Annotated in this window: 18 protein-coding genes; 2 read left to right on the plus strand and 16 right to left on the minus strand. The window is 64.9% G+C overall.

Annotated elements, in window-relative coordinates:
* Window positions 1–64 precede the first annotated feature (64 nt).
* Window positions 65–1,279: an MFS transporter gene (locus MAXJ12_RS17115; protein WP_008837186.1), complete on the minus strand. Its 1,215-nt coding sequence runs from the start codon at window positions 1,277–1,279 to the stop codon at window positions 65–67.
* A 115-nt stretch (window positions 1,280–1,394) separates the two neighbouring features.
* Window positions 1,395–3,233: a dihydroxy-acid dehydratase gene (ilvD, locus tag MAXJ12_RS17120; protein WP_008837187.1), complete on the minus strand. Its 1,839-nt coding sequence runs from the start codon at window positions 3,231–3,233 to the stop codon at window positions 1,395–1,397.
* Between the two features lie 226 nt (window positions 3,234–3,459).
* Here ilvD and MAXJ12_RS17125 point away from each other — a divergent pair, with 226 nt between their 5' ends.
* A complete protein-coding gene (locus MAXJ12_RS17125; RefSeq protein WP_008837188.1) occupies window positions 3,460–3,741 on the plus strand; it encodes a type II toxin-antitoxin system ParD family antitoxin in 282 nt (93 codons plus the stop codon).
* A gap of 328 nt (window positions 3,742–4,069) precedes the next feature.
* Here MAXJ12_RS17125 and MAXJ12_RS17130 read toward each other — a convergent pair whose 3' ends face one another.
* The 4 genes from MAXJ12_RS17130 to MAXJ12_RS35250 all read right to left on the minus strand — a co-directional run bounded on the left by MAXJ12_RS17130 (window position 4,070) and on the right by MAXJ12_RS35250 (window position 11,359).
* Window positions 4,070–4,945, minus strand: a complete 876-nt coding sequence (locus tag MAXJ12_RS17130) for a transglutaminase family protein (protein WP_040586605.1) — start codon at window positions 4,943–4,945, stop codon at window positions 4,070–4,072.
* 5 nt (window positions 4,946–4,950) lie between these two features.
* Window positions 4,951–7,362 carry a circularly permuted type 2 ATP-grasp protein gene (locus MAXJ12_RS17135; RefSeq protein ID WP_040586607.1) on the minus strand — a complete coding sequence of 804 codons (2,412 nt, stop codon included), beginning with the start codon at window positions 7,360–7,362 and terminating at the stop codon, window positions 4,951–4,953.
* Between the two features lie 6 nt (window positions 7,363–7,368).
* A complete protein-coding gene (locus tag MAXJ12_RS17140; protein WP_008837192.1) occupies window positions 7,369–10,719 on the minus strand; it encodes a transglutaminase family protein in 3,351 nt (1,116 codons plus the stop codon).
* A gap of 118 nt (window positions 10,720–10,837) precedes the next feature.
* Window positions 10,838–11,359 (minus strand): hypothetical protein, encoded by a 522-nt coding sequence (locus MAXJ12_RS35250; protein ID WP_244421507.1) that lies wholly within the window; start codon window positions 11,357–11,359, stop codon window positions 10,838–10,840.
* 204 nt (window positions 11,360–11,563) lie between these two features.
* On the opposite strand from MAXJ12_RS35250, the gene MAXJ12_RS17150 reads away from it, so the two are divergent.
* On the plus strand, window positions 11,564–11,902 hold the full coding sequence (locus MAXJ12_RS17150) for a hypothetical protein (protein WP_008837194.1): 339 nt from the start codon (window positions 11,564–11,566) through the stop codon (window positions 11,900–11,902).
* A 3-nt stretch (window positions 11,903–11,905) separates the two neighbouring features.
* Here the strand turns inward: MAXJ12_RS17150 and MAXJ12_RS17155 are convergent, their stop codons facing one another.
* The 10 genes from MAXJ12_RS17155 to ehuC form a co-directional block, all read right to left on the minus strand.
* Window positions 11,906–12,304: a (R)-mandelonitrile lyase gene (locus tag MAXJ12_RS17155; RefSeq protein WP_008837195.1), complete on the minus strand. Its 399-nt coding sequence runs from the start codon at window positions 12,302–12,304 to the stop codon at window positions 11,906–11,908.
* 73 nt (window positions 12,305–12,377) lie between these two features.
* The gene (locus MAXJ12_RS17160) at window positions 12,378–12,632 is read right to left on the minus strand and encodes a DUF982 domain-containing protein (RefSeq protein ID WP_008837196.1); all 255 of its coding nucleotides are present in this window, start codon (window positions 12,630–12,632) and stop codon (window positions 12,378–12,380) included.
* Window positions 12,633–12,779: 147 nt separating this feature from the next.
* A complete protein-coding gene (locus tag MAXJ12_RS17165) occupies window positions 12,780–13,004 on the minus strand; it encodes a hypothetical protein (protein WP_008837197.1) in 225 nt (74 codons plus the stop codon).
* Between the two features lie 97 nt (window positions 13,005–13,101).
* Window positions 13,102–14,100, minus strand: coding sequence for a N(2)-acetyl-L-2,4-diaminobutanoate deacetylase DoeB (gene doeB, locus MAXJ12_RS17170; RefSeq protein WP_085983972.1), 999 nt, complete (start codon window positions 14,098–14,100; stop codon window positions 13,102–13,104).
* A 9-nt stretch (window positions 14,101–14,109) separates the two neighbouring features.
* The gene (gene doeA / locus MAXJ12_RS17175; RefSeq protein WP_008837199.1) at window positions 14,110–15,291 is read right to left on the minus strand and encodes an ectoine hydrolase DoeA; all 1,182 of its coding nucleotides are present in this window, start codon (window positions 15,289–15,291) and stop codon (window positions 14,110–14,112) included.
* A 40-nt stretch (window positions 15,292–15,331) separates the two neighbouring features.
* Window positions 15,332–16,324, minus strand: coding sequence for an ectoine utilization protein EutC (eutC, locus tag MAXJ12_RS17180; RefSeq protein ID WP_008837200.1), 993 nt, complete (start codon window positions 16,322–16,324; stop codon window positions 15,332–15,334).
* 43 nt (window positions 16,325–16,367) lie between these two features.
* On the minus strand, window positions 16,368–17,348 hold the full coding sequence (gene eutB / locus MAXJ12_RS17185) for a hydroxyectoine utilization dehydratase EutB (protein ID WP_008837201.1): 981 nt from the start codon (window positions 17,346–17,348) through the stop codon (window positions 16,368–16,370).
* A gap of 7 nt (window positions 17,349–17,355) precedes the next feature.
* Window positions 17,356–18,135 carry an ectoine utilization protein EutA gene (gene eutA / locus MAXJ12_RS17190; RefSeq protein ID WP_008837202.1) on the minus strand — a complete coding sequence of 260 codons (780 nt, stop codon included), beginning with the start codon at window positions 18,133–18,135 and terminating at the stop codon, window positions 17,356–17,358.
* Between the two features lie 21 nt (window positions 18,136–18,156).
* The gene (gene ehuD / locus MAXJ12_RS17195; protein ID WP_008837203.1) at window positions 18,157–18,816 is read right to left on the minus strand and encodes an ectoine/hydroxyectoine ABC transporter permease subunit EhuD; all 660 of its coding nucleotides are present in this window, start codon (window positions 18,814–18,816) and stop codon (window positions 18,157–18,159) included.
* Window positions 18,816–19,475 (minus strand): ectoine/hydroxyectoine ABC transporter permease subunit EhuC, encoded by a 660-nt coding sequence (gene ehuC, locus MAXJ12_RS17200; protein WP_008837204.1) that lies wholly within the window; start codon window positions 19,473–19,475, stop codon window positions 18,816–18,818. The genes ehuD and ehuC overlap by 1 nt, the downstream gene beginning before the upstream one ends.
* Between the last annotated feature and the right edge of the window lie 102 nt (window positions 19,476–19,577).

Consider the following 19,577-nt stretch of genomic DNA (forward strand, 5'->3'; position numbering starts at 1 on the left):
CCCGGCCGCCGCTGCGCGGCAAAACGGAACGCGCCGGCTGCGACTTGGTTGCGCGGACGAAGCTTCAGGCCGCCGAAGTCCGCATTTCCCGCTGGCTCGGCAGGAAGATCGTCAGCAATCCGAGCAGCGGCAAATAGGAGCAGACCAGATAGACGAATTCAATACCCCTGGCGTCGGCCACTACGCCGAGCACGGCTGCGGCGATCCCCGCCATGCCGAAAGCGAAGCCGAAGAAGATGCCTGCGATCATGCCCACCCTGCCCGGCACCAGTTCCTGCGCAAACACCACGATGGCCGGAAAGGCTGAAGCCAGGATCAGGCCGATCAGGGCAGTCAACGCCATCGTCCATTCGAGGTTTGCGTAGGGCAGCGCCAGCGTGAAGGGCAATACGCCTAGGATCGAGAACCAGATCACGAATTTCGGTCCGAGGCGGTCGCCGATCGGCCCTCCCGCCACGGTGCCGACCGCCGCCGCGCCGAGGAAGATGAACAGCATCAATTGCGATTGCTGCACCGTCACGCCGAATTTGTGGATGACGAAGAAGGTGAAGTAGCTCGACAGGCTTGCCATGTAGATGTTCTTGGTGAACACCAGCAGCGCCAGCACCACCAGTGCGATGACGATTTTTTTCCGCGGCAGCGCCACGGTGACGGCTGCGGCCGGACGCTTGGCGCTGCGTACCCTGTAGCGGCTGTACCACTTGCCGACCTGCCAGAGAATGATCATGCCGAGCATCGCCGCGGCCGAGAACCAGGCCACGCTGCCCTGCCCGCGCGGCACGACGATGAATGCCGCCAAAAGCGGCCCGAGCGCCGAGCCGAAATTGCCGCCGACCTGGAATAGCGACTGCGCCAGACCGTAGCGCCCGCCCGAGGCGAGCCGCGCCACGCGCGAGGATTCGGGGTGGAATATCGCCGAGCCTATGCCGATGAAGGCCGCACCCAGGATCAGCAGGGTATAGTCGGAGGCGAAGGCCAAGATGAACAGCCCGACCATCGACGAGCCCATGCCGACCGGCAGCGAGTAGGGCATCGGCCTTTTGTCGGTGACCATGCCGATCAGCGGCTGCAGCAGCGAGGCGGTGACCTGGAACGTCATCGTAAGCACGCCGATCTGCCAGAAATCGAGGCCGTAATCGGCCTTCAGCATCGGATAGATCGCCGCCAGCAGCGACTGCATCACATCGTTGAGCAGATGGCAGAAGCTCACCGCCAGAATGACGGCGTAGGCTGTATTGTCGGCCTGGATGCGGCTGGCTGTCGCCGAGGCGTCGGTCATGCTTTCATTCCGTGAACTCGGGCGGGACACGGGGAGTCCCGCCCGTCGGTCACATAGACCGTGCGCACCGATGCTCCTTGGGACAGATCGCCGTTCTTTGTGGCGCAGGCTTGGCTCAGCCCTCGCCGAGGTCGCGCACCGCGCCGCGCGAGGCGCTGGTGGCGAAAGCGGCATAGGCCTTCAGCGCCGTCGTCACCTTGCGCTTGCGCTGCTCGACTGGCTTCCAGCCGGCGATTTCCTGCTCGGCGCGGCGCGCAGCGAGCGTCGCCTCGTCGACAGCGAGATGGATGGTGCGGTTCGGGATGTCGATCTCTATCCGGTCGCCTTCGCGCACCAGGCCAATCGTTCCGCCCTCGGCGGCTTCCGGCGAGACATGCCCGATCGACAGGCCGGACGTGCCGCCAGAAAAGCGTCCGTCGGTGATCAGCGCGCAGGCCTTGCCCAGCCCTTTCGACTTCAGATAGCTGGTCGGATAGAGCATTTCCTGCATGCCGGGGCCGCCGCGCGGGCCCTCGTAGCGGATGACCAGCACGTCGCCTTCCTTGATATGGCCGGACAGGATCGCCTTCACCGTCGCGTCCTGGCTCTCGAACACGCGCGCCGGACCCGCGAACTTCAGGATGCTCTCGTCGACGCCGGCGGTTTTCACGATGCAGCCGTCCACCGCAAGATTGCCGCTGAGCACCGCAAGCCCGCCATCCCTCGAGAAGGCGTGCTCGACATTGCGGATCGCGCCTTTTTCACGGTCGAGATCGAGCTCGTCCCAGCGCCTCTCCTGGCTGAAGGCGACCTGCGTCGGCACGCCGCCGGGCGCGGCCATGAAGAATTTGCGCACGCTTTCGCTGTTGGTGCGCGAGATGTCCCAACGGTCGAGCGTGTCGCCGATGGTCGCCGTGTGCACAGTCGGCAGGTCGCGGTTGATGAGTCCGGCTTCGTCGAGTTGGCCGAGGATCGCCATGATGCCGCCGGCGCGGTGGACGTCTTCCATGTGAACGTCGGCCTTGGCGGGCGCCACCTTGCACAGGACGGGCACGCGGCGCGACAGCTGGTCGATGTCTTCGAGATCGAAATCGATCTCGCCCTCATGCGCCGCGGCGAGGATGTGCAGAACGGTGTTGGTCGAGCCGCCCATGGCGATATCGAGCGTCATGGCGTTCTCGAACGCGCCCTTCGACGCGATGGTGCGCGGCAGCGCCGTCTCATCGTCCTGCTCGTAATAGCGCTGGGCGAGATCGACGATGAGGTGTCCCGCCTCCACGAACAGCCGCTTGCGGTCAGCGTGGGTGGCGAGCGTCGAACCGTTGCCCGGCAGCGACAGGCCGAGCGCCTCGGTCAGGCAGTTCATCGAATTGGCGGTGAACATGCCCGAGCACGAGCCGCAGGTCGGGCAGGCTGAACGCTCGATGGTCTTGACGTCCTCGTCGGAGACGCGGTCGTCGGCGGCCGCGACCATGGCGTCGACGAGGTCGAGCGCCTGCTCCTTGCCCGCGAGCACCACCTTGCCTGCTTCCATGGGGCCGCCGGAGACGAAGACGGTCGGGACGTTGAGGCGCAGCGAGGCCATCAGCATGCCGGGCGTGATCTTGTCGCAATTGGAGATGCAGACCATGGCGTCGGCGCAATGCGCATTGACCATGTATTCGACGCTGTCAGCGATGATCTCGCGCGACGGCAGCGAATAGAGCATGCCGTCATGGCCCATGGCGATGCCGTCATCGACGGCGATGGTGTTGAATTCCTTGGCGACGCCGCCGGCCTTCTCGATCTCGCGCGCGACGAGCTGACCGAGATCCTTCAGATGCACATGGCCCGGCACGAACTGCGTGAAGGAGTTGACCACGGCGATGATCGGCTTGCCGAAGTCCGAATCCTTCATGCCGGTGGCGCGCCACAGGCCGCGCGCGCCGGCCATGTTGCGGCCATGGGTGGTGGTGCGAGAGCGATAGGGCGGCATAGCGTGGTTCCTGGGTGTCGGCTTACTTATGTGTGGGCGCGCGGCCTCTGCCGCAACCGTTCCCCTGCTGATAGCGAAAAGCGGCGGTCGCGTCACCCGTAATGTGCGGGGCTATTTCCTGAACGGCTGAGTGCAGGGGTGCGCGGCGCATATTTCTGGACGAACTCGCACGTTCGTGGTATGAAGATTTCATACTCAATGTTGGATCTGTGACAGGAACCATGAGATGTCCATGATCGAAAAACGGACCATCAGCCTACCGGCCGAACATGCGGCGTTTATCGACGCCAAGGTTGCGGCAGGTGATTATGCTTCGGCGAGTGAAGTGGTGCGCGCCGGCCTGCGCGCCCTTCAGGAGCGCGATGCGGCGGTTGAGCGTTGGCTGCGCGACGAGGTGGCGCCCACCTACGACGCGATGAAGGCCGATCCCTCGCGGGGCATCGAAGCGAAAGCTGTTTTCGCCGAGCTACGAGCACGCCATGCGGCACGGCTGAAGGACAAGGCGTGAAGCGCCGAACGGTCACCTTTTCGCCGGAAGCGCGGGATGACCTTTGAAAATCTATGACTGGATTGCCGATGCAGCCAGCCCGGCCGTCGCTATGTCCTATATCGAGCGCCTGGAGGCATGGTGCCTTGGTTTCGATCTGGCTTCCGAACGCGGCCATAGGCGCGACGACGTCAGGTCTGGATTGCGCATCATCGGTTTTGAACGGCGGGCAACAATTGCATTTGCTGTCGAAGAAGATCGTGTAAGATCCTCCGGTTGTTCCAAGGAGGTCAGGACTGGGAGCGCGTTTTCTCCTGAACACGCAAAGCGTATATCGCTGTTCCTCCCCTCACCCCACCGGCACGACATCCACCGACTGTTCCCCCACCTGGCCTCCCGTCATCTTCAGGCGCCCGACGATCGGGGCGACGTCGGAATAGTCGCGGCCGTGGCCGACGGTGATGTGGTCGTTGCCGGCGCGCATGGCGTTGGTGGGGTCGAATTCCTGCCAGCCCATTTCGCGACCGCACCAGACCTTTACCCAGGCGTGCATGGCGTCGGCGCCCTCCAGCCGCTCCTTGCCCTCCGGCGGGATGGTACGCAGGAAACCCGAGACATAGCCGGCCGGAATGCCGATGCCGCGCAGGCCGGCAATCAATACATGAGAGAAATCCTGGCAGACGCCGCGCTTCAGCCTGAACGCATCGGCTGCATGGGTTGCTACGGTGGTCGCCTCATTGTCATAGGCGAATTCGTCGTGGAGGCGATGGCAGAGATGATCGGCGACGCCAAGCACGGAGCCCAATGCGAGGCTTTCCGCCGCATAGGCGGTGATCGCAGGGTCGATGCCGGCATGGTCGCTGGAGGCGAGGAAATGATGCGGCGCGTCCGGCGCGAGCGACAGCACCTGCCGGATCTCGTCGCCGAGCGCCGGCACGGTCGGAGAGACGTCGAGGCCGGGTTCCGGCCGTTTAACGGCGATGCGCGCGCTCATCTTGACGTCGAGCGTCTCATGCGCCTCGCGGTAGGCGATGGAGGCGGCATGATTACCGAAGAAATCGCTGAAATCCGATCGTTCCGCCGGTTCGGGCGAAAACGACAGGCTGGCGGCAATGACCCGCTGCACGCCGGGTATGGTCTGCGGCATGACGCGGACCTGGTGCCTGCCGCCGCCGGCCCAGCCGTCATAATCGTAATGGAGAGTGAGGCGGATGTCGTAGTGCATGCCGTTCACCCGAAATACGTCTTGGCCAACGTCTCGTAGAGGCCGCCGATGTCCCATGCCAGCGTGTCGAGCGCATCAGGCGTCATCTCGGCCGGGTCACGGATCGCCAGCGTCGTGTGCAGCCTGAGGATTTCCTTCGCGGCGGGCGAGAGATGCCCGGGAACACCCCTGCCCGGCAGCAGGTCGATCTCGGCCTTAAGCCTTTCGAGCTGGAACAGCACCGAGCGCGGGTTGAGCGGATCGAGCGCGAGCAAGTCGACGACAGTGCGTCGGACGGAGCGCGCATTGTATTGGCGGCGGTGGGTCATGACGCTGTCGCCGATCTCCAGCATCATGTCGAGCGATCCGTCCGGCGCGTCGTCCGGGGTCAGGCGTGCGAGGGTGCGGGCGATCTGGATGGCACGCTCCAGCCGCCGGCCGATTTCGAGGAACCGCCAGCCGGTGAAGCGGTACATGTTCTCGTGCAGCAGCCCTGAAAATCCCGCGAGCTTGCGCAGCAGGACCGTCATCGCCCGTGTAGCATCGTCGCCAGGAGCAACAGTCGCGGCGAATTGGTGCACGGTCTTCGACAGGTCGCGCAACGCCAGCCAGCCATCCGGCGAGAAGCGATCGCGGACCTGCCCGGCGCTGTAGACGGCGCTGTCGATATTGGCGATGAGCCCAGCCGGAACGGCGGCCTCGACATCGATGCCGAACGGTTCGAGATAGTCGCGGATGTCGGCAAGCAGCGGCAAGGCGGGATCGGAAGTCTCGGCAAGCCGCACGTGATAGGCGCGCAGCACCCGCACCATATCTTCCGAGCGTTCGATATAGCGGCCGAGCCAGGTCAGGTTTTCGGCGGCGCGGCTGGGCAGGCTGCCCGGGACGCTGCGCACGAAGCCGTCGCGCTCGGCCGGCAGCAGCGTGTCGCGCTCGACCGGCCTGCTGCTCACCACCCAGACGTCGGCGGCCTGGCCGCCGCGCTGCATGGCGATCGCCTTTGCGTCCAGCGTGTCGCCGACGCGGGCAAAGCCGCCGGGCATCACCACCCAGCCGTCGGCCGTGCGCGCCAGATGGACGCGCAAAGTGGCAGGGCGCGGCTCCAGCCGGCCGTCGATAAAGACCGGCGTGGTCGACAGCGTCACCGCTTCCTGCCCGACGAAATCGCCGCCATTCGCCGCCAGCTTGGCCAGCAGTTGCTGTCTTGCCTCCGGGCCGAGCGCGGCGCCAAGCATGGTCGCGTCGTCGTCCTCGAAAGCCAGCCGCGCAGACAGGGCCGGGCCGACCATCATGCGGTCGAGATTTTCGACGACGTGCCGGCGCTCCCCGTCCTGGCCGCACCACCATGTCGCGATGTTCGGCAAAAGCAGGTTCTCGCCGCGCAGCGCCTGGGAAATGCCCGGCAAAAATGCCAGGAGCGCGCGGGTCTCGACGATCCCCGAGCCGAGCGCGTTGACCATGGCCACCGAGCCATTCCGCACCGCCTCGGTGAGGCCCGGCGTGCCGATACGCGAATCCGGGTTGAGTTCGAGCGGGTCGGCGAAGGCCGCATCGAGACGCCGCCACAGCACGCCGACCGGCTTCAGCCCGGACACAGTGCGCACCATCAGCCGGCCGCCGGAGACAGTCAGGTCCTCGCCTTCGAGAAGCATGATGCCGAGATAGCGGGCGATGTAGGCGTGCTCGAAATAGGTCTCGTTGAGCGGTCCGGGCGTGAGGATCGCGGCGCGGCCATCCCGGTCGCCAACCATTCCGATCAGCGCGTCGCGGAAGCGGCGGAAGAAGCCGGCGAGGCGATGGACATGCATGTCGCCATAAATGTCCGATAGGGCGCGCGTCGTGGCGACCCGGTTCTCCAGCGCGAAGCCGGCGCCCGAAGGCGCCTGGGTCCGGTCGCCCAGCACCCACCACTGGCCGCCGGGGCCGCGCCCGAGCTCGAATGCGCAGATATGCAGGAAATGGCCGCCGGCCGGCTTCACACCGGCTACTGGCCGCAGATATTCAGGGGTCGATGCGACGAGGCCGGGCGGCAGCAGGCCCTGTGCGACCAGCCGGTTGTCGCCGTAGATATCGGCGACGATGGCTTCCAGGAGGTCGGCGCGCTGGATCAGCCCGGCGCTGATGCCGGCCCATTCGTCCTCGCCGATGAGGAGCGGGATATGGGCGAGCGGCCATTCGCGCTCCTTCGTAGCCACCTTGTCATAGAAGCGGTAATAGACGCCGGCATCGCGCAGATAACGATCGGCACGGGCAAAGCGCTGCGCAAGCTGCTCGGGGCCGAGATCCTCGAGCGCGGCGATGAAATCACGCCAGACGGGCCGCGGATTGCCGGCTTCATCGACCATCTCGTCGGCGACGCCGGCGACCGGTCGATAGCCGTCCAGCAAAATGCCGGATCGCGCTTTGGCGCGTTGCCGTGTCTGATTCCCGTCAACCATCGCCAATCACAATCTCGGCGACCGCCTGAGGTCAAGCGTCAGCGGAAACTCGTCCGACGGTTCCTCGGGACGGATCTCGAACGCCGACGGCGTGTGGCCGCGCGGTTCGAAACGGGCTAGCCGCCGCGCCTCGGCCTCGTTGGCGTTGACCGGAAAAGTCTCGTAGTTGCGCCCACCGGGATGGGCGACATGATAGATGCAGCCGCCGACCGAGCGGCCGGACCAGCGGTCGTAAATGTCGAAGGTGAGCGGCGTGTTGACCGGCAGCGCCGGATGCATGCCGGAAGACGGCTGCCACGCCTTGTAGCGCACGCCGGCAACCGCGATCTCGCGGTTGTCGGTCGCCTTCATCGGCACGACGCGCCCGTTGCAGAGGATGGCGTGGCGCTCGGGATTGAGGCCTTCGGTCTTGACCTGCAGCCGCTCGACGGAGGAATCGACGAAGCGCACCGTCCCGCCGATCGCGCCTTGCTCGCCCATCACATGCCACGGCTCCAGCGCCTGCCGAAGCTCGAGCTTGACGCCGGAGTACTGAACCTCGCCGCAAAAGGGGAAGCGGAATTCGAGCTGCGCGTCGAACCATTCGGGACGGAATGCAAAACCGTGCTGGGCGAGATCGTCGAGCACGTCGTGGAAATCGGCCCAGACATAATGCGGCAGCATGAAGCGGTCGTGCAGCGCCGTGCCCCAGCGGGTGAAACGGCCGTCGAGCGGAGCTGTCCACAGGCGAGCGATGATGGCGCGGACCAGCAATTGCTGGGCGAGGTTCATGCGCGCATTGGGCGGCATTTCGAAGCCGCGGAACTCGACCAGCCCTAGACGCCCGGTCGGGCCATCGGGCGAAAACAGCTTGTCGATGCAGATTTCGGAGCGGTGGGTGTTGCCGGTGACGTCGGTCAGGATATTGCGGAACAGCCGGTCGACCAGCCAGGGCAGCGGCGGATTGTTCTGGTCGGGACGCGGCACCTGCGCCAGTGCGATCTCCAGCTCGTAGAGGCTGTCATGGCGCGCCTCGTCGAAGCGCGGCGCCTGGCTGGTCGGGCCGATGAACAGGCCGGAAAACAGGTAGGACAGCGCCGGATGGCGCTGCCAGTGGAGCACCAGGCTTTTCAGGAGGTCGGGCCGCCGCAGGAACGGGCTGTCATTGGGCGTCGCGCCGCCGACGACGACATGGTTGCCGCCGCCTGTGCCGGTGTGTCGGCCGTCGATCATGAATTTTTCCGCGCCAAGCCGGGTCTGGCGCGCTTCCTCATAGATAGCGGTGGTCGTCGCGACGCAATCGCGCCAGCTCGAGGCCGGATGGATGTTGACCTCGATGACCCCGGGATCGGGCGCAACGCGGATGACGTTGAGGCGCGGATCGTGAGGCGGGCCGTAGCCTTCGATATGAACCGGCAAGCCGGTCTTCTTCGCCGCGTTCTCGGCCGCCGCAATCAAACCGAGGTAATCCTCTAGCGCCTCCGTGGGCGGCATGAATACGCAGAGCCGGCCGTCGCGCGGCTCGACGCTGATTGCCGTGCGCACCGCGCCGCCGATTTCGCCAAGCTCCTGCTCGACGCGGTTCTGCTGGCCGGTGACAGCGGTGAATGACGCCGCCGCTTGGCGGCGCGCCATCTCGTCGGCGCCGGCAGCTTCGGCGGGAGACGGGGCGGCTTCGCGCGGCGGCAGCGGACCGCGCGGAACCGACGGATCGACCGGCACAATGAATGGGAACTGCGACGGCGGCACATAGGGCAGCGTGCCGAGCGGCAGGCGATAGCCGACAGGCGAGTCGCCGGGTACCAGGAAAAGCCGGCCGCGCCGCGTCTGCCATTTCTCCGAACGCCAGCGGTGGCCGGCGGCCTCGGCATTCCAGCGCTGCACCGGCAGCACATAGCCGGAGGGCTGCGTCAGCCCGCGCTCGAAGACGCGCGCCATGCGACTGCGCTCCTCCGGATCGTTCAGCTTCGAGTCGGACGGATCGACGTTTTCCGGCAGCTTGCCTTCCTTGAGCAGCCATTCGGCCGGATCCTCATAGGCCTCGGCGACCATGCCGGTATCGACGCCGAGTTCGCCGGCGATCGCGGTGAGCAGCGTTTCGGCCTGCTGCGGCGTCGTCTTGCCGTCGGCCTTCTCGGTGGCGATCAGCGACGGATCGCTCCAAACCGGCTCGCCGTCGGCGCGCCAGAACAGCGAAAAGGTCCAGCGCGGTAAGGATTCGCCGGGATACCATTTGCCCTGCCCGTAATGGAGAAAGCCGCCCGGCGCGAATTTTTCGCGCAGGCGGCGGATCAGCATGTCCGCTTTCTCGCGCTTCGTCGGCCCGACAGCGGCGGTGTTCCACTCCTCGGATTCAAAGTCGTCAATCGAGACGAAAGTCGGCTCGCCGCCCATGGTGAGCCGGACGTCCTGTTGCTTGAGCACGGCGTCGACTCCTTCGCCGAGCGCGTCGAGCGCCTGCCAGGAGGCGTCGGAAAACGGTTTGGTGATACGCGGATGCTCGGCGACGCGGTCGACGTGCATATCGAACTTGAAATCGACATTGGCGAAGCTCGCCATGCCCGAAATGGGAGCGGCGTTGCGGAAATGCGGCGTTGCGGCGAGCGGCACGTGGCTTTCGCCGGTGAGCAGCCCTGAGGTCGGGTCGAGCCCAATCCAGCCGGCGCCGGGAATATAGACCTCGCACCAGGCATGCAGGTCGGTGAAGTCGTGCGCCGCTCCGGCGGGACCATCGAGCGCTACCAGATCGGGCTTGAGCTGGATCAGATAGCCCGAGACGAAGCGAGCGGCGATGCCGAGATTCCTGAGCACCTGGACAAGCAGCCAGCTTGAATCGCGGCATGAGCCCTTGGCCAGCGCGAGCGTTTCTTCCGGCGTCTGCACGCCGGTTTCCAGGCGCACAATGTAGCCGATCTCGCGCTGGATCCGTGCATTGAGCGCGACGACGAAGTTCACCGTATTCGTCTCGGAACGGTCGACCGTTTTCATGAAGGCCGTGAGCAACGGTCCGGCCGGCTCGGGCGTGCGGTAGATCGCCAGATCGTCGCGAATGTCCTCGGGATAGTCGAACGGAACCGCCTCCGCCGAGGGTTCGACGAAAAAGTCGAACGGATTGTAGACCGTCATGTCGGCGACGAGGTCGACCTCGATCTTAAGCTCCGTCACCGGCTCCGGAAAGACGAAGCGCGCCAGGAAATTGCCGTAGGGATCCTGCTGCAAATTGGCGAAATGCTCGGCAGGACCGACCTTCAGCGAATGGCTCAGCACCTTGGTGCGGGAATGCGGCGCCGGCCGCAGGCGGATCGTTTGAGGCCCGAGAATGACCGGCCGGTCATAGACATAGTGGGTCAGGTGATAGACGGCTGCGAGAATCGCCATGTGCGCCCGGTGCCTTTCGTCGGAAGGCCACCTTTCCACACTTCGTCTCGGGCCGCCAAGAACTTATTGCACTGCGAAGAGGGATCGATTGCGAGGCTGATCCGGCGCGAAAAGCCTGCTACTCGTCCTTCTCCAGTTTGTCGCCGCCGCCTCGCCGAGCCTTTTCCTTGGCCTGCTTGGCCTTCTCCTCCGCCTGGCGGCGAAGCACCTCGTCGGTTCCGACGATGGTCGTCTTCCTGGCGATGGTGGTCGAAGTCACCGAAACCGGGTCGCTGGCCGGAAACGTGTCTTCCAGTCCTTCCTCGAGCTGCTCTTCGAGCGTTTCAAGATCCCCGGCGCGGCCCTCTGTCTTTCGCCCCATTTCCTCGGCATGCCGCTTGCGCTCCTCGGCCTGCTGGCTGAGCACCTCGTCGGTGCCGCCGATCTTCTTGGCCTTGTCGGCGCCGACAACCTTCTTCGTCTTGTTGGCGATGGTGGTCGACACGACGGAAACCGGGTCGCTGGCAGGAAAGGTGTCCTCCAGCCCCTCCTCCAACTGTTCCTCCAGGGTGGCGCGGTCTTCGGGCCGGCCTTCGGTCCGGCGGCGTTTGTCGTCTTCGTCGTGGGCCTCGCCTGTTCGGTGTTTGCGCACGTCAGGCATGATCTTTGCTCCATCCCTTGCATGATCCCGAAGATTATCGGACGAGATCATGCCGACTTCTCAACATGTTGGAGCCATTCCATCCGTTTCAGTGGAATAATCGAGCTCCGATGTCCTCGGAAACGAAAGTCCGCGGATAACGTTCCGCTTTGCCGCGTTCGGTGCAACAATGGCGTCGGGGGCGCAATTCGGCTGGTGAGTGCAATGGCTTCAGGATTTCGTTACGTGGTGATCATGCTTGCGGCGATGCCGGCATCGGCCTGCTCGTCGCTTCCAGCCGCGATCGAGGCCGAAGTGGTGCGATCGACCCTCTATGACGACATACCCTGCGGGACGCTGACGGCCCAGCGCGCGACACTGGTCAGGCAATATGGCGATCCCGAAAAGCAGCCCGACAAGAGGCAGCCGGGCGATCCGATAACCCCGACCGGATTGAGCGTCGTCACGCCCGATTTCCGCTCGGCGGCGGAAAAGGAGCGCGGCCTCGCCTGGGGCAAGATTTTGGCGATGAACTCGTCGATCAAGCGGCGGTGCAGCGAATAGGAGTCAGGCCGCCGAATACTGCTCGTCGGTGACGTGTTCGAGCCAATCGACCGAGACGCCGTCCAGCGCCTCCTGCATGGCGATATGCGTCATCGAATTGGCCGGCGCGGCGCCATGCCAGTGTTTTTCGCCCGGCTCGAAAAAGACCGTGTCGCCGGCGCGGATGTCGAGGACCGGTCCGCCCCAGCTCTGCACCTTGCCGAAACCAGTAACGACATAGAGCGTCTGGCCGAGCGGATGCGTGTGCCAGGCCGTGCGGGCGCCCGGCTCGAAGCTCACCACCAAGGCCCGGATGCGCGCCGGGGCCTCGGCTTCGATGATCGGCTCCTGCCATACCGTCCCGGTGAACCATTTGTCCGGCGCCCGGCGTGACGGCAACGAGCCGCAGGGGGTGATTTTCATGGCATTTCTCCAGAGGCAGGTCCTTTGCGCGTCAACATAGAGCAGCGATGGCCGGGAGGGAAACGCCGTGATGTCAGTGCATCGTAATGAGGATGCCGGCCTCGCCCGCCGCCGCTGAAAAGGCAGACCGGGCATCGGCGGCGCTGCGCCGGCCTTCAGCGGCGGCGATGAACACGCGCATTGCGCGTTCGACGGACGGCGTCCTCGGGAGAGGCCAATCATTACTCATCATGCAATCAGCCGCCTCGCGCAGCGATCTTACCAGCAGCGTCTGGTCCTGCTTGCCGAGATAAATGCCGACTGGAGGCTCAAACCGGATGCTTTCCATTTGGGAATTGAAACGCCGGCTCCGGAATGAAGTTCCGGAGTATCGTCGGGGTTTGGGTCCAGTAAGCGGCGGAATACCAGCTTTCCCCGACGCCTCTCCCCTCCCCCTTTGCACAAGGGAGAGGGAAGAATGCCGCACGGAATTCGTTCAATGAAGCTCGTCGATGGGCTCCTTCTGGCGGATGATCTGGCCGGCCTTGTCGACGGCAGGCTCTACGCTGTTGCTGCGCGGACCCGGCTCCACGTCTCCTGAAATCTCGGGATCCTGCACTTCGGAGACGCGGCTGCGCGTAGTCGAGTCGCGATCGTCGCGGCGCTTTACCGGCTCGCCGTCCGGCGGCGTCGGAAGCTTTTTCCTGGGTCTGTCAGCCATGGCTTTCCCTTTCGATGGATCAAAGGAAAAAACGCCCGGCCGGTGGATCGGTTGCAGGGGTTGGCGGGGCTCCCTCCCCGTCGGGGAGGGATATCGCCTACTCCACCACCGCCAGCACGGCGGCGCAATCGCCGGCCTTGACCAGACCCGGGAAATGACGCGCGGCGAGCACACCGGACATCGTTGCCCGGATCTCCTGCGGCGCCCCGCCCGTGCGCCCGACCGAGTGGATGCGCGCAACGACCTGGCCCGCTTCCACACTCTCACCGAGATCGATCATGGTCTCGATCAGCCCGTCATCCTCGGCGAAAGAGAAGCAGTCGCCGGACGGCATGTCGAGCCAGCGGGTTGGAGTCTTCTCGACCGCACCTGAAACGATGCCGGCATGGCGCAGCACATTGAGCGTGCCGCGCCGGGCGATCCGCACGGTTTCAGCCCGCGACGTGCCGCCGCCGCCGAGTTCGGTGGTGACGAAAACCTTGCCCATCTCCTCGGCGGCCGTGTCGTACATGCCGACCGTGTCGATCTCGATCATCCGCATCGAATAGGGCGCGGAGAACGCCGCGACTGCGGCGAACGCCTTTTGCTCCTGCTCCTTGTCGGGCAGCACGTGGGCAGCGCAGAAGGGCAGGAAGTCGAGCGTCCTGCCGCCCGAATGGAAGTCGAGCACGATGTCTGCCCGGGGCAAAAGGTGCCGCTGGAAATAGTCGGCGATCTTTTCCGTCACCGTGCCGTCCGGACGGCCCGGAAAGCTGCGGTTCATGTTGCCCTTGTCGATCGGCGAGGTGCGCGTGCCGGCGCGGAAGGCCGGATAGTTCATCGCCGGCACGATGATGACCGTGCCTGAGACGTCCTTCGGATCGAGCGTGCGCGCCAGATCGTAAAGGGCCAGCGGCCCCTCATATTCGTCGCCGTGATTGCCGCCGGTGAGGAGCGCGGTTGGCCCCTCGCCGTTGCGGATCACGCAGACGGGGATCATCACCGACCCCCATGCAGAATCGTCGCGACTATAGGGGAGTCTCAAGAAGCCGTGCTGCACTCCGTCCGCATCGAAATCGACGGTGGGGGAGATGGGCGAAGGCCGGAGATTTGGCATCAGCATGGCTCAGTTCTTCACGAAAAGCTGGCGCGGGACATTGGCCAGGCACTCGACGCCGGTCTCGGTGATCACGATGCTCTCGGTGATTTCCAGGCCCATCGTCTCCAGCCACAGGCCGGTCATGAAATGGAAGGTCATGCCGGGCTTCAGCTCGGTGCGGTCGCCGGGGCGCAGGCTCATCGTGCGCTCGCCCCAGTCCGGCGGATAGGAAATACCGATTGGATAGCCGGTGCGGTTGTCCTTGACGATGCCGTATTTCTTCAGGACCGCGAAGAAGGCGTTGGCGATGTCCTCGCAGGCATTGCCGGGCTTGGCGGCTGCGAGGCCGGCTTCCATGCCTTCCAGCGTCGCCTTCTCGGCATCGAGGAATTCCTGCGTCGGCTTGCCGAGGAAGACGGTGCGCGACAGCGGGCAGTGGTAGCGGTTGTAGCAGCCGGCGATCTCGAAGAAGGTGCCCTCGCCCGCCTTCATCGGCTTGTCGTCCCAGGTCAAATGCGGCGCGGAGGCGTCTGCGCCCGAGGGCAGCAGCGGCACGATCGCCGGATAATCGCCGCCGATGCCCTCGACGCCGCGTGTGCCGGCGTCATAGATCTCGGCGACGAGATCGCATTTGCGCATGCCGACCTCGATCTTGTCGACGATGCGCTGGTGCATGGATTCAACGATCCGCGCGGCCTTGCGCATATAGTCGAGCTCGGTCGGGCTCTTCACCGCGCGCTGCCAGTTGACCAGCGCCGTTGTATCGACGAAACGCCCGTTCGGCAGGTGTTTCGTCAGAGAGGCGAAGGCGGCGGCCGAGAAATAGTAATTGTCCATCTCGACTCCGATTCTTTTCGACCCCCATCCCCGGTCCGTCAGGACCTGGGACAGGTAGTCCATCGGGTGCCGCTCGGTCGACTGCACATAATGGTCGGCGTAGCCGATGATGTTGCTGTGATCGAGATATGCAGTGCGCTTGGCGCCGTTGGCGTCCTGGCCGCGGCCGAACCAGACCGGCTCGCCATCCGGCGGCACGATCACCGCCTGGTGCACATAGAAAGCCCAGCCGTCATAGCCGGTCAGCCAGGCCATGTTGGAAGGGTCGGTGACGATCAGCAGGTCGACGCCCCTGGCTTCCATCGCACGCCGCGTCTTGGCGAGGCGATCCGCATATTCGCCGCGCGAAAATTTTAGCATCGGTCCGGTCATTTTCTTGAAAATCCTCGTTTGTTGGGCCTTCCGGCCGGTATCAGCTTTCGAAAATCGTGCCGGCGTCCGCCGCCCTTGCTCGGTCACGCGCCAGCGTGGCGATCGCCGTATCCTGCACACCGGTTCCGGTCAGGTCGGCGAGCGTGATCTGGTCGGGTGAGGTGCGTCCGGCGTTAAGTCCGGAGATCACCTGGCCCAGTTCCGAGAATTCCGCATCGGCCGCGACCAGTCCCGCCTTGATGGCGTGGTGCAGTTCGCCGAGCCGCCTCGTCTGCTTCAGGCTGTCCGCAACGTAGAGGCCGGCCTTTGCCACCAGCGCCGACTCGATCTCGTTCTTGTGCTCTGCGTCCGACCCCATCGCGGTCACATGCTGGCCGGGCGACAGCCATTCGGCTTTCAGGATCGGCGTCTCCGAAGGCGTGGTAGTAACGATCACGTCCGCGCCCTTGACGGCCTTTGCCGGATCGCTTTCGGCGCGGACGATGATGCCCAGCCGCTCGCGCAGCGCGGCGGCCGCAGCCTCGGCCTTGACCATGTCGCGCGCCCAGATCCGCGCCTCGCGGATCGGCCGGACGAGCGTGAGCGCTTCGAGTTGCAGCCCAGCCTGGACGCCTGCCCCGAAGATCGCGGCTACGCTCGCATCCTCGCGCGACAGGTGCTTCGCCGCGACAGCGCCGGCGGCGGCCGTGCGCACATCGGTCAGATAGCCATTGTCGAGCAGCAGCGCCTCGACCAGCCCGGTGCGCGACGAAAGCAGCACCATCATGCCGTTGACGCTCGGCAGGCCGAGCTTTGGATTGTCGAAGAAGCCGGGGCTGATTTTTATCGCGAAGCCGTCGATACCGGGCACATAGGCTGTCTTGACGTCGACCTCGCCGCGATGCTCGGGAATGTCGAGCCTGAGGATCGGCGGCATGGCGACCGGCAGCGTCGCCAAAGCGCGAAAGGCATTCTCTACGCATGCGACCGCGTCGAGGTCCAGCCGCACGATCTTGCGCAGATCGGCTTCGGTGAGGATGGTCATCTTTGGCATAGAGTATCTTTCTGTGGCGGCTCGCCCGACGAGCAGATCTGAATCACGCCGCCCACTCCCCACAAACGATTTTCCGATGCAGCGCCATGTCGATATTGCGGCCGGACATCAGAATCACGACCGGTCCTTCGACGGCGATCTTGCCCGCGAGCAGCGCGGCGATGCCGACTGCGCCCGCCCCTTCGACGATCTCGCGTTCCTCGGCATAGGCATGGACAATGCCGGCGGCGATTTCTTCTTCCGAGACGAGCACGATCCCGTCGAGAAGGTCGCGGATCATGGAGAATGTCAGGCGGTTTTCGAGGCCGATGCCGCCGCCGAGCGAATCCGCCAGCGTCGGCATTTCCTCTACCAGTACGGGTTTACCAGCGGCCAAGCTGGCCTGCATCGCGGCGCCACGCTCCATCGAGACGCCGATCACTTTTATGGACGGATTTCGCCCCTTGATGGCAGCAGCGACGCCGGCCGCGAGCCCCCCGCCCGAAACCGGCGTCACCACCATCGCAGCGTCCGGCACATCATCGAGCATTTCCAGCCCGACGGTGCCCTGACCCGCGATAACCGCCGCATGGTCGAAGGGCGGCACCATTGTGAGCCCCTCTTCCGCAACCAGCCGGTCGACCTCCTCCTGCGCATCGTCCTGGGATTTCCCGACGATGCAGATGTCAGCGCCGAGCCGGCGGATTTCCGAAACCTTGTTTTCCGGCACCAGCCGCGACATGCAGATCACCGCGCGGATGCCTTCGAGTTTTGCCGCGTGCGCCAGCGCCCGGCCGTGATTGCCGGTCGAGGCGGCGACCACGCCCAGGCGCTTCCCGTCGGCCGAAAGCGAAGCGACGGCGTTCGACGCGCCGCGCAGCTTGAAGCTGCCGGTGGTCTGGCGGTGTTCCAGTTTCAGGTGGACCGGCACGCCCAACCGTTCGGAAAGACCCGTCGAAAGCACGGTCGGCGTGCGCACGATCTTGCCGGCGATGCGCTCACGCGCCGTCTGGATGTCGGAGAGGTTGACGATTGGGTTGGTCATGACGAAATCAGCCTCGCGCCATCGGCATGGTCATCAGCCGCCCGAACTCGGGCCGCGCAGCCTCGTCGCCGCAGAGGCGAAGACATGACCATGCGCTCGCCAGATTGCTGGAGACCAGCGGACGGCCGGTCGCCTTCTCGATGTCGATGGCGGCAAGTGCGGCGCGCACCGCCGTGCAGGAAATGAACAGCGCATCGGCGTCATCCGACATCGCGTCGCGTGCAAGCTCGACGAGTGCGGTTGGCGAAATCCGGGCCATCTCGCGGTCGTCGCGCAGGCCGAGGCAGGTGAAGCTGGCGATATCGAAGCCATGATTGGCGAAATAGCTCGCCATCGGCCGGCTGGTCTCGACCGTGTAGGGCGTGAGCACGCTGATCCGTTTTGCGCCGAGCGCCCGCAAGCCGCGGACGCCGGCAAGCGGCGGCGTCACCACGGGCACGCCCGGCTTTGCCGCCTGGATCGCCGCTTCGATTTCAGCGTCGCCGATGACGACCGAAGCCGCGGTGCAGGAATAGCAGATCGCGTCCAGTTCCTCGCCAGGCAGGATCAGCGCTGCGGCCTCGATCAGCGACGGCTGCATGGCGCGCAGATTGTCCGGCGTCACCGGATTGGCGAAGGGAATGCGCGCGACATAGACGCCGATATCCGGCCCCGCGACCATGCGCTGGAAATCCGGCTCCGTCGTATGGTCCGTCGAAAGGATGATCAGCCCTACGCGCTTCTTCAGCGGCCGCGCATCGAGGGTCGGTCGCGCAGAATAGAGGCGGATTTCGACGGGTGACTTCATGTGAGCGGACATGGTTCGGTTCTAGCGCTCGATCCGGCCGTACCGTGCTTCCAGCCAGCGCAGCAGGATAACCGAGAACAGGCTGATGACGAGGAAGAAGGCGCCGACCAGCGTGATCGGCTCGATGTAGCGATAGCTGGAATTGGCGACGCTTTTCGCCTGGTTCATCAGCTCGAGCACGGTGATGGCCGAAAGCAGCGGCGTTTCCTTGAACATGGCGATGAAATAGTTGGCCAGCGCCGGAATCATCGGCGGCAGCGCCTGCGGCAGGATAATGCGCGTCCATGTCTGCGTCGAATTGAGATTGCAGGCTTTCGCCGCCTCCCACTGGCCGCGCGGCACATTCTCGATGCCGGCGCGGTAAACCTCCGCAGTGTAGGTACCGTAATGCAGGCCGAGGCCGATCACGCCCGCCACCAGCGGCGAGAGCAGGATGCCGATGTCGGGCAGTACGAAGAAGATGAAATAGAGCTGCACCAGAAGCGGGGTGCCTCGGATGAACTCGGCAAGGAAGCCGACGGTGCGCGACAAAAGCCGGTTCGGCGAGCGCCGCGCCAGCGCAATTCCCAGCCCGACGATTGCCGCCAGGACCGAGCCGAGCAGCGTGGCCAGGATGGTGATCTTCACGCCGTCAACAAGCGTCGGAAAGATCTCTCGGACGAAGTTCCAGTCCCATTCCATCAGACGCGCACTCCGTCGAGGCCGCGCGCCATGCGGCGTTCAAGCCCGCGCACGCCCCATGAAATGACGCACGCCATGGCGAAATAGAGGATCAGGATGGTGGTGAACGGCACCAGCGTGTTTCCGGTCTGGGCGCGCACCACCTGCGCCTGGAACGTCATGTCGGTCAGCGAAATCAGCGACACCACCGCCGTCGCCTTCAGAAGCTCGATGGCATTGTTGCCGAAGGTCGGCAGCATCACCAGCAGCGCCTGCGGCAGGATGATGTGGCGCATGCATTGCCAGCGGCCAAGATTGAGCGCGGTGCAGGCCTCGTACTGCTCGCGGCCGACCGATTTTATCGCGCCGCGCACCACTTCCGCACCGTAGGCGCCGACATTAAGCCCCAGCGCCAGAATGCCGGCCTGTAGCGGCGTCAGCGAGATGCCGAAGAAGGGCAGCACGAAATAGGCCCAGAACAACTGCACGAAGATCGAGGTGCCGCGGAAGAATTCGATATAGGCGGTGGCCAGCGCACGCACCGCGAAGAAGCGCGACAGCCGGCCAAGCCCTGCCAGGAACGCCATGACCAGCGCCAGCGCCGACCCCATCACGGTGAGCTGGATGGTGACCAGCGCGCCGTCGAGGATCAGTCCTATATAGCCGGACCAGTCGATCATGGAGGGGATTTGCTTTCCGGTTTTGACGTTAGGGGGTGAGATCGCCGCTGCTGTCTTCTCCCCGTTCACGGGGAGAAGATGCCGGCAGGCAGATGAGGGGCG

Source organism: Mesorhizobium alhagi CCNWXJ12-2 (genome assembly GCF_000236565.1).
Lineage (GTDB): Bacteria > Pseudomonadota > Alphaproteobacteria > Rhizobiales > Rhizobiaceae > Allomesorhizobium > Allomesorhizobium alhagi.

Excerpts from the sequence above, each read along its gene's own strand:
- eutA (WP_008837202.1), bottom strand. The coding sequence starts at position 18,135 with ATGAAGTCACCCGTCGAAATCCGCCTCTATTCTGCGCGACCGACCCTC.
- doeA (WP_008837199.1), bottom strand. The coding sequence starts at position 15,291 with ATGACCGGACCGATGCTAAAATTTTCGCGCGGCGAATATGCGGATCGC.
- eutC (WP_008837200.1), bottom strand. The coding sequence starts at position 16,324 with ATGCCAAAGATGACCATCCTCACCGAAGCCGATCTGCGCAAGATCGTG.
- MAXJ12_RS17140 (WP_008837192.1), bottom strand. The coding sequence starts at position 10,719 with ATGGCGATTCTCGCAGCCGTCTATCACCTGACCCACTATGTCTATGAC.
- MAXJ12_RS35250 (WP_244421507.1), bottom strand. The coding sequence starts at position 11,359 with ATGCCTGACGTGCGCAAACACCGAACAGGCGAGGCCCACGACGAAGAC.
- MAXJ12_RS17115 (WP_008837186.1), bottom strand. The coding sequence starts at position 1,279 with ATGACCGACGCCTCGGCGACAGCCAGCCGCATCCAGGCCGACAATACA.
- ilvD (WP_008837187.1), bottom strand. The coding sequence starts at position 3,233 with ATGCCGCCCTATCGCTCTCGCACCACCACCCATGGCCGCAACATGGCC.
- MAXJ12_RS17135 (WP_040586607.1), bottom strand. The coding sequence starts at position 7,362 with ATGGTTGACGGGAATCAGACACGGCAACGCGCCAAAGCGCGATCCGGC.
- MAXJ12_RS17160 (WP_008837196.1), bottom strand. The coding sequence starts at position 12,632 with ATGGAAAGCATCCGGTTTGAGCCTCCAGTCGGCATTTATCTCGGCAAG.
- MAXJ12_RS17125 (WP_008837188.1), top strand. The coding sequence starts at position 3,460 with ATGTCCATGATCGAAAAACGGACCATCAGCCTACCGGCCGAACATGCG.
- MAXJ12_RS17155 (WP_008837195.1), bottom strand. The coding sequence starts at position 12,304 with ATGAAAATCACCCCCTGCGGCTCGTTGCCGTCACGCCGGGCGCCGGAC.
- MAXJ12_RS17130 (WP_040586605.1), bottom strand. The coding sequence starts at position 4,945 with ATGCACTACGACATCCGCCTCACTCTCCATTACGATTATGACGGCTGG.
- ehuC (WP_008837204.1), bottom strand. The coding sequence starts at position 19,475 with ATGATCGACTGGTCCGGCTATATAGGACTGATCCTCGACGGCGCGCTG.
- MAXJ12_RS17165 (WP_008837197.1), bottom strand. The coding sequence starts at position 13,004 with ATGGCTGACAGACCCAGGAAAAAGCTTCCGACGCCGCCGGACGGCGAG.
- eutB (WP_008837201.1), bottom strand. The coding sequence starts at position 17,348 with ATGACCAACCCAATCGTCAACCTCTCCGACATCCAGACGGCGCGTGAG.
- doeB (WP_085983972.1), bottom strand. The coding sequence starts at position 14,100 with ATGCCAAATCTCCGGCCTTCGCCCATCTCCCCCACCGTCGATTTCGAT.
- ehuD (WP_008837203.1), bottom strand. The coding sequence starts at position 18,816 with ATGGAATGGGACTGGAACTTCGTCCGAGAGATCTTTCCGACGCTTGTT.
- MAXJ12_RS17150 (WP_008837194.1), top strand. The coding sequence starts at position 11,564 with ATGGCTTCAGGATTTCGTTACGTGGTGATCATGCTTGCGGCGATGCCG.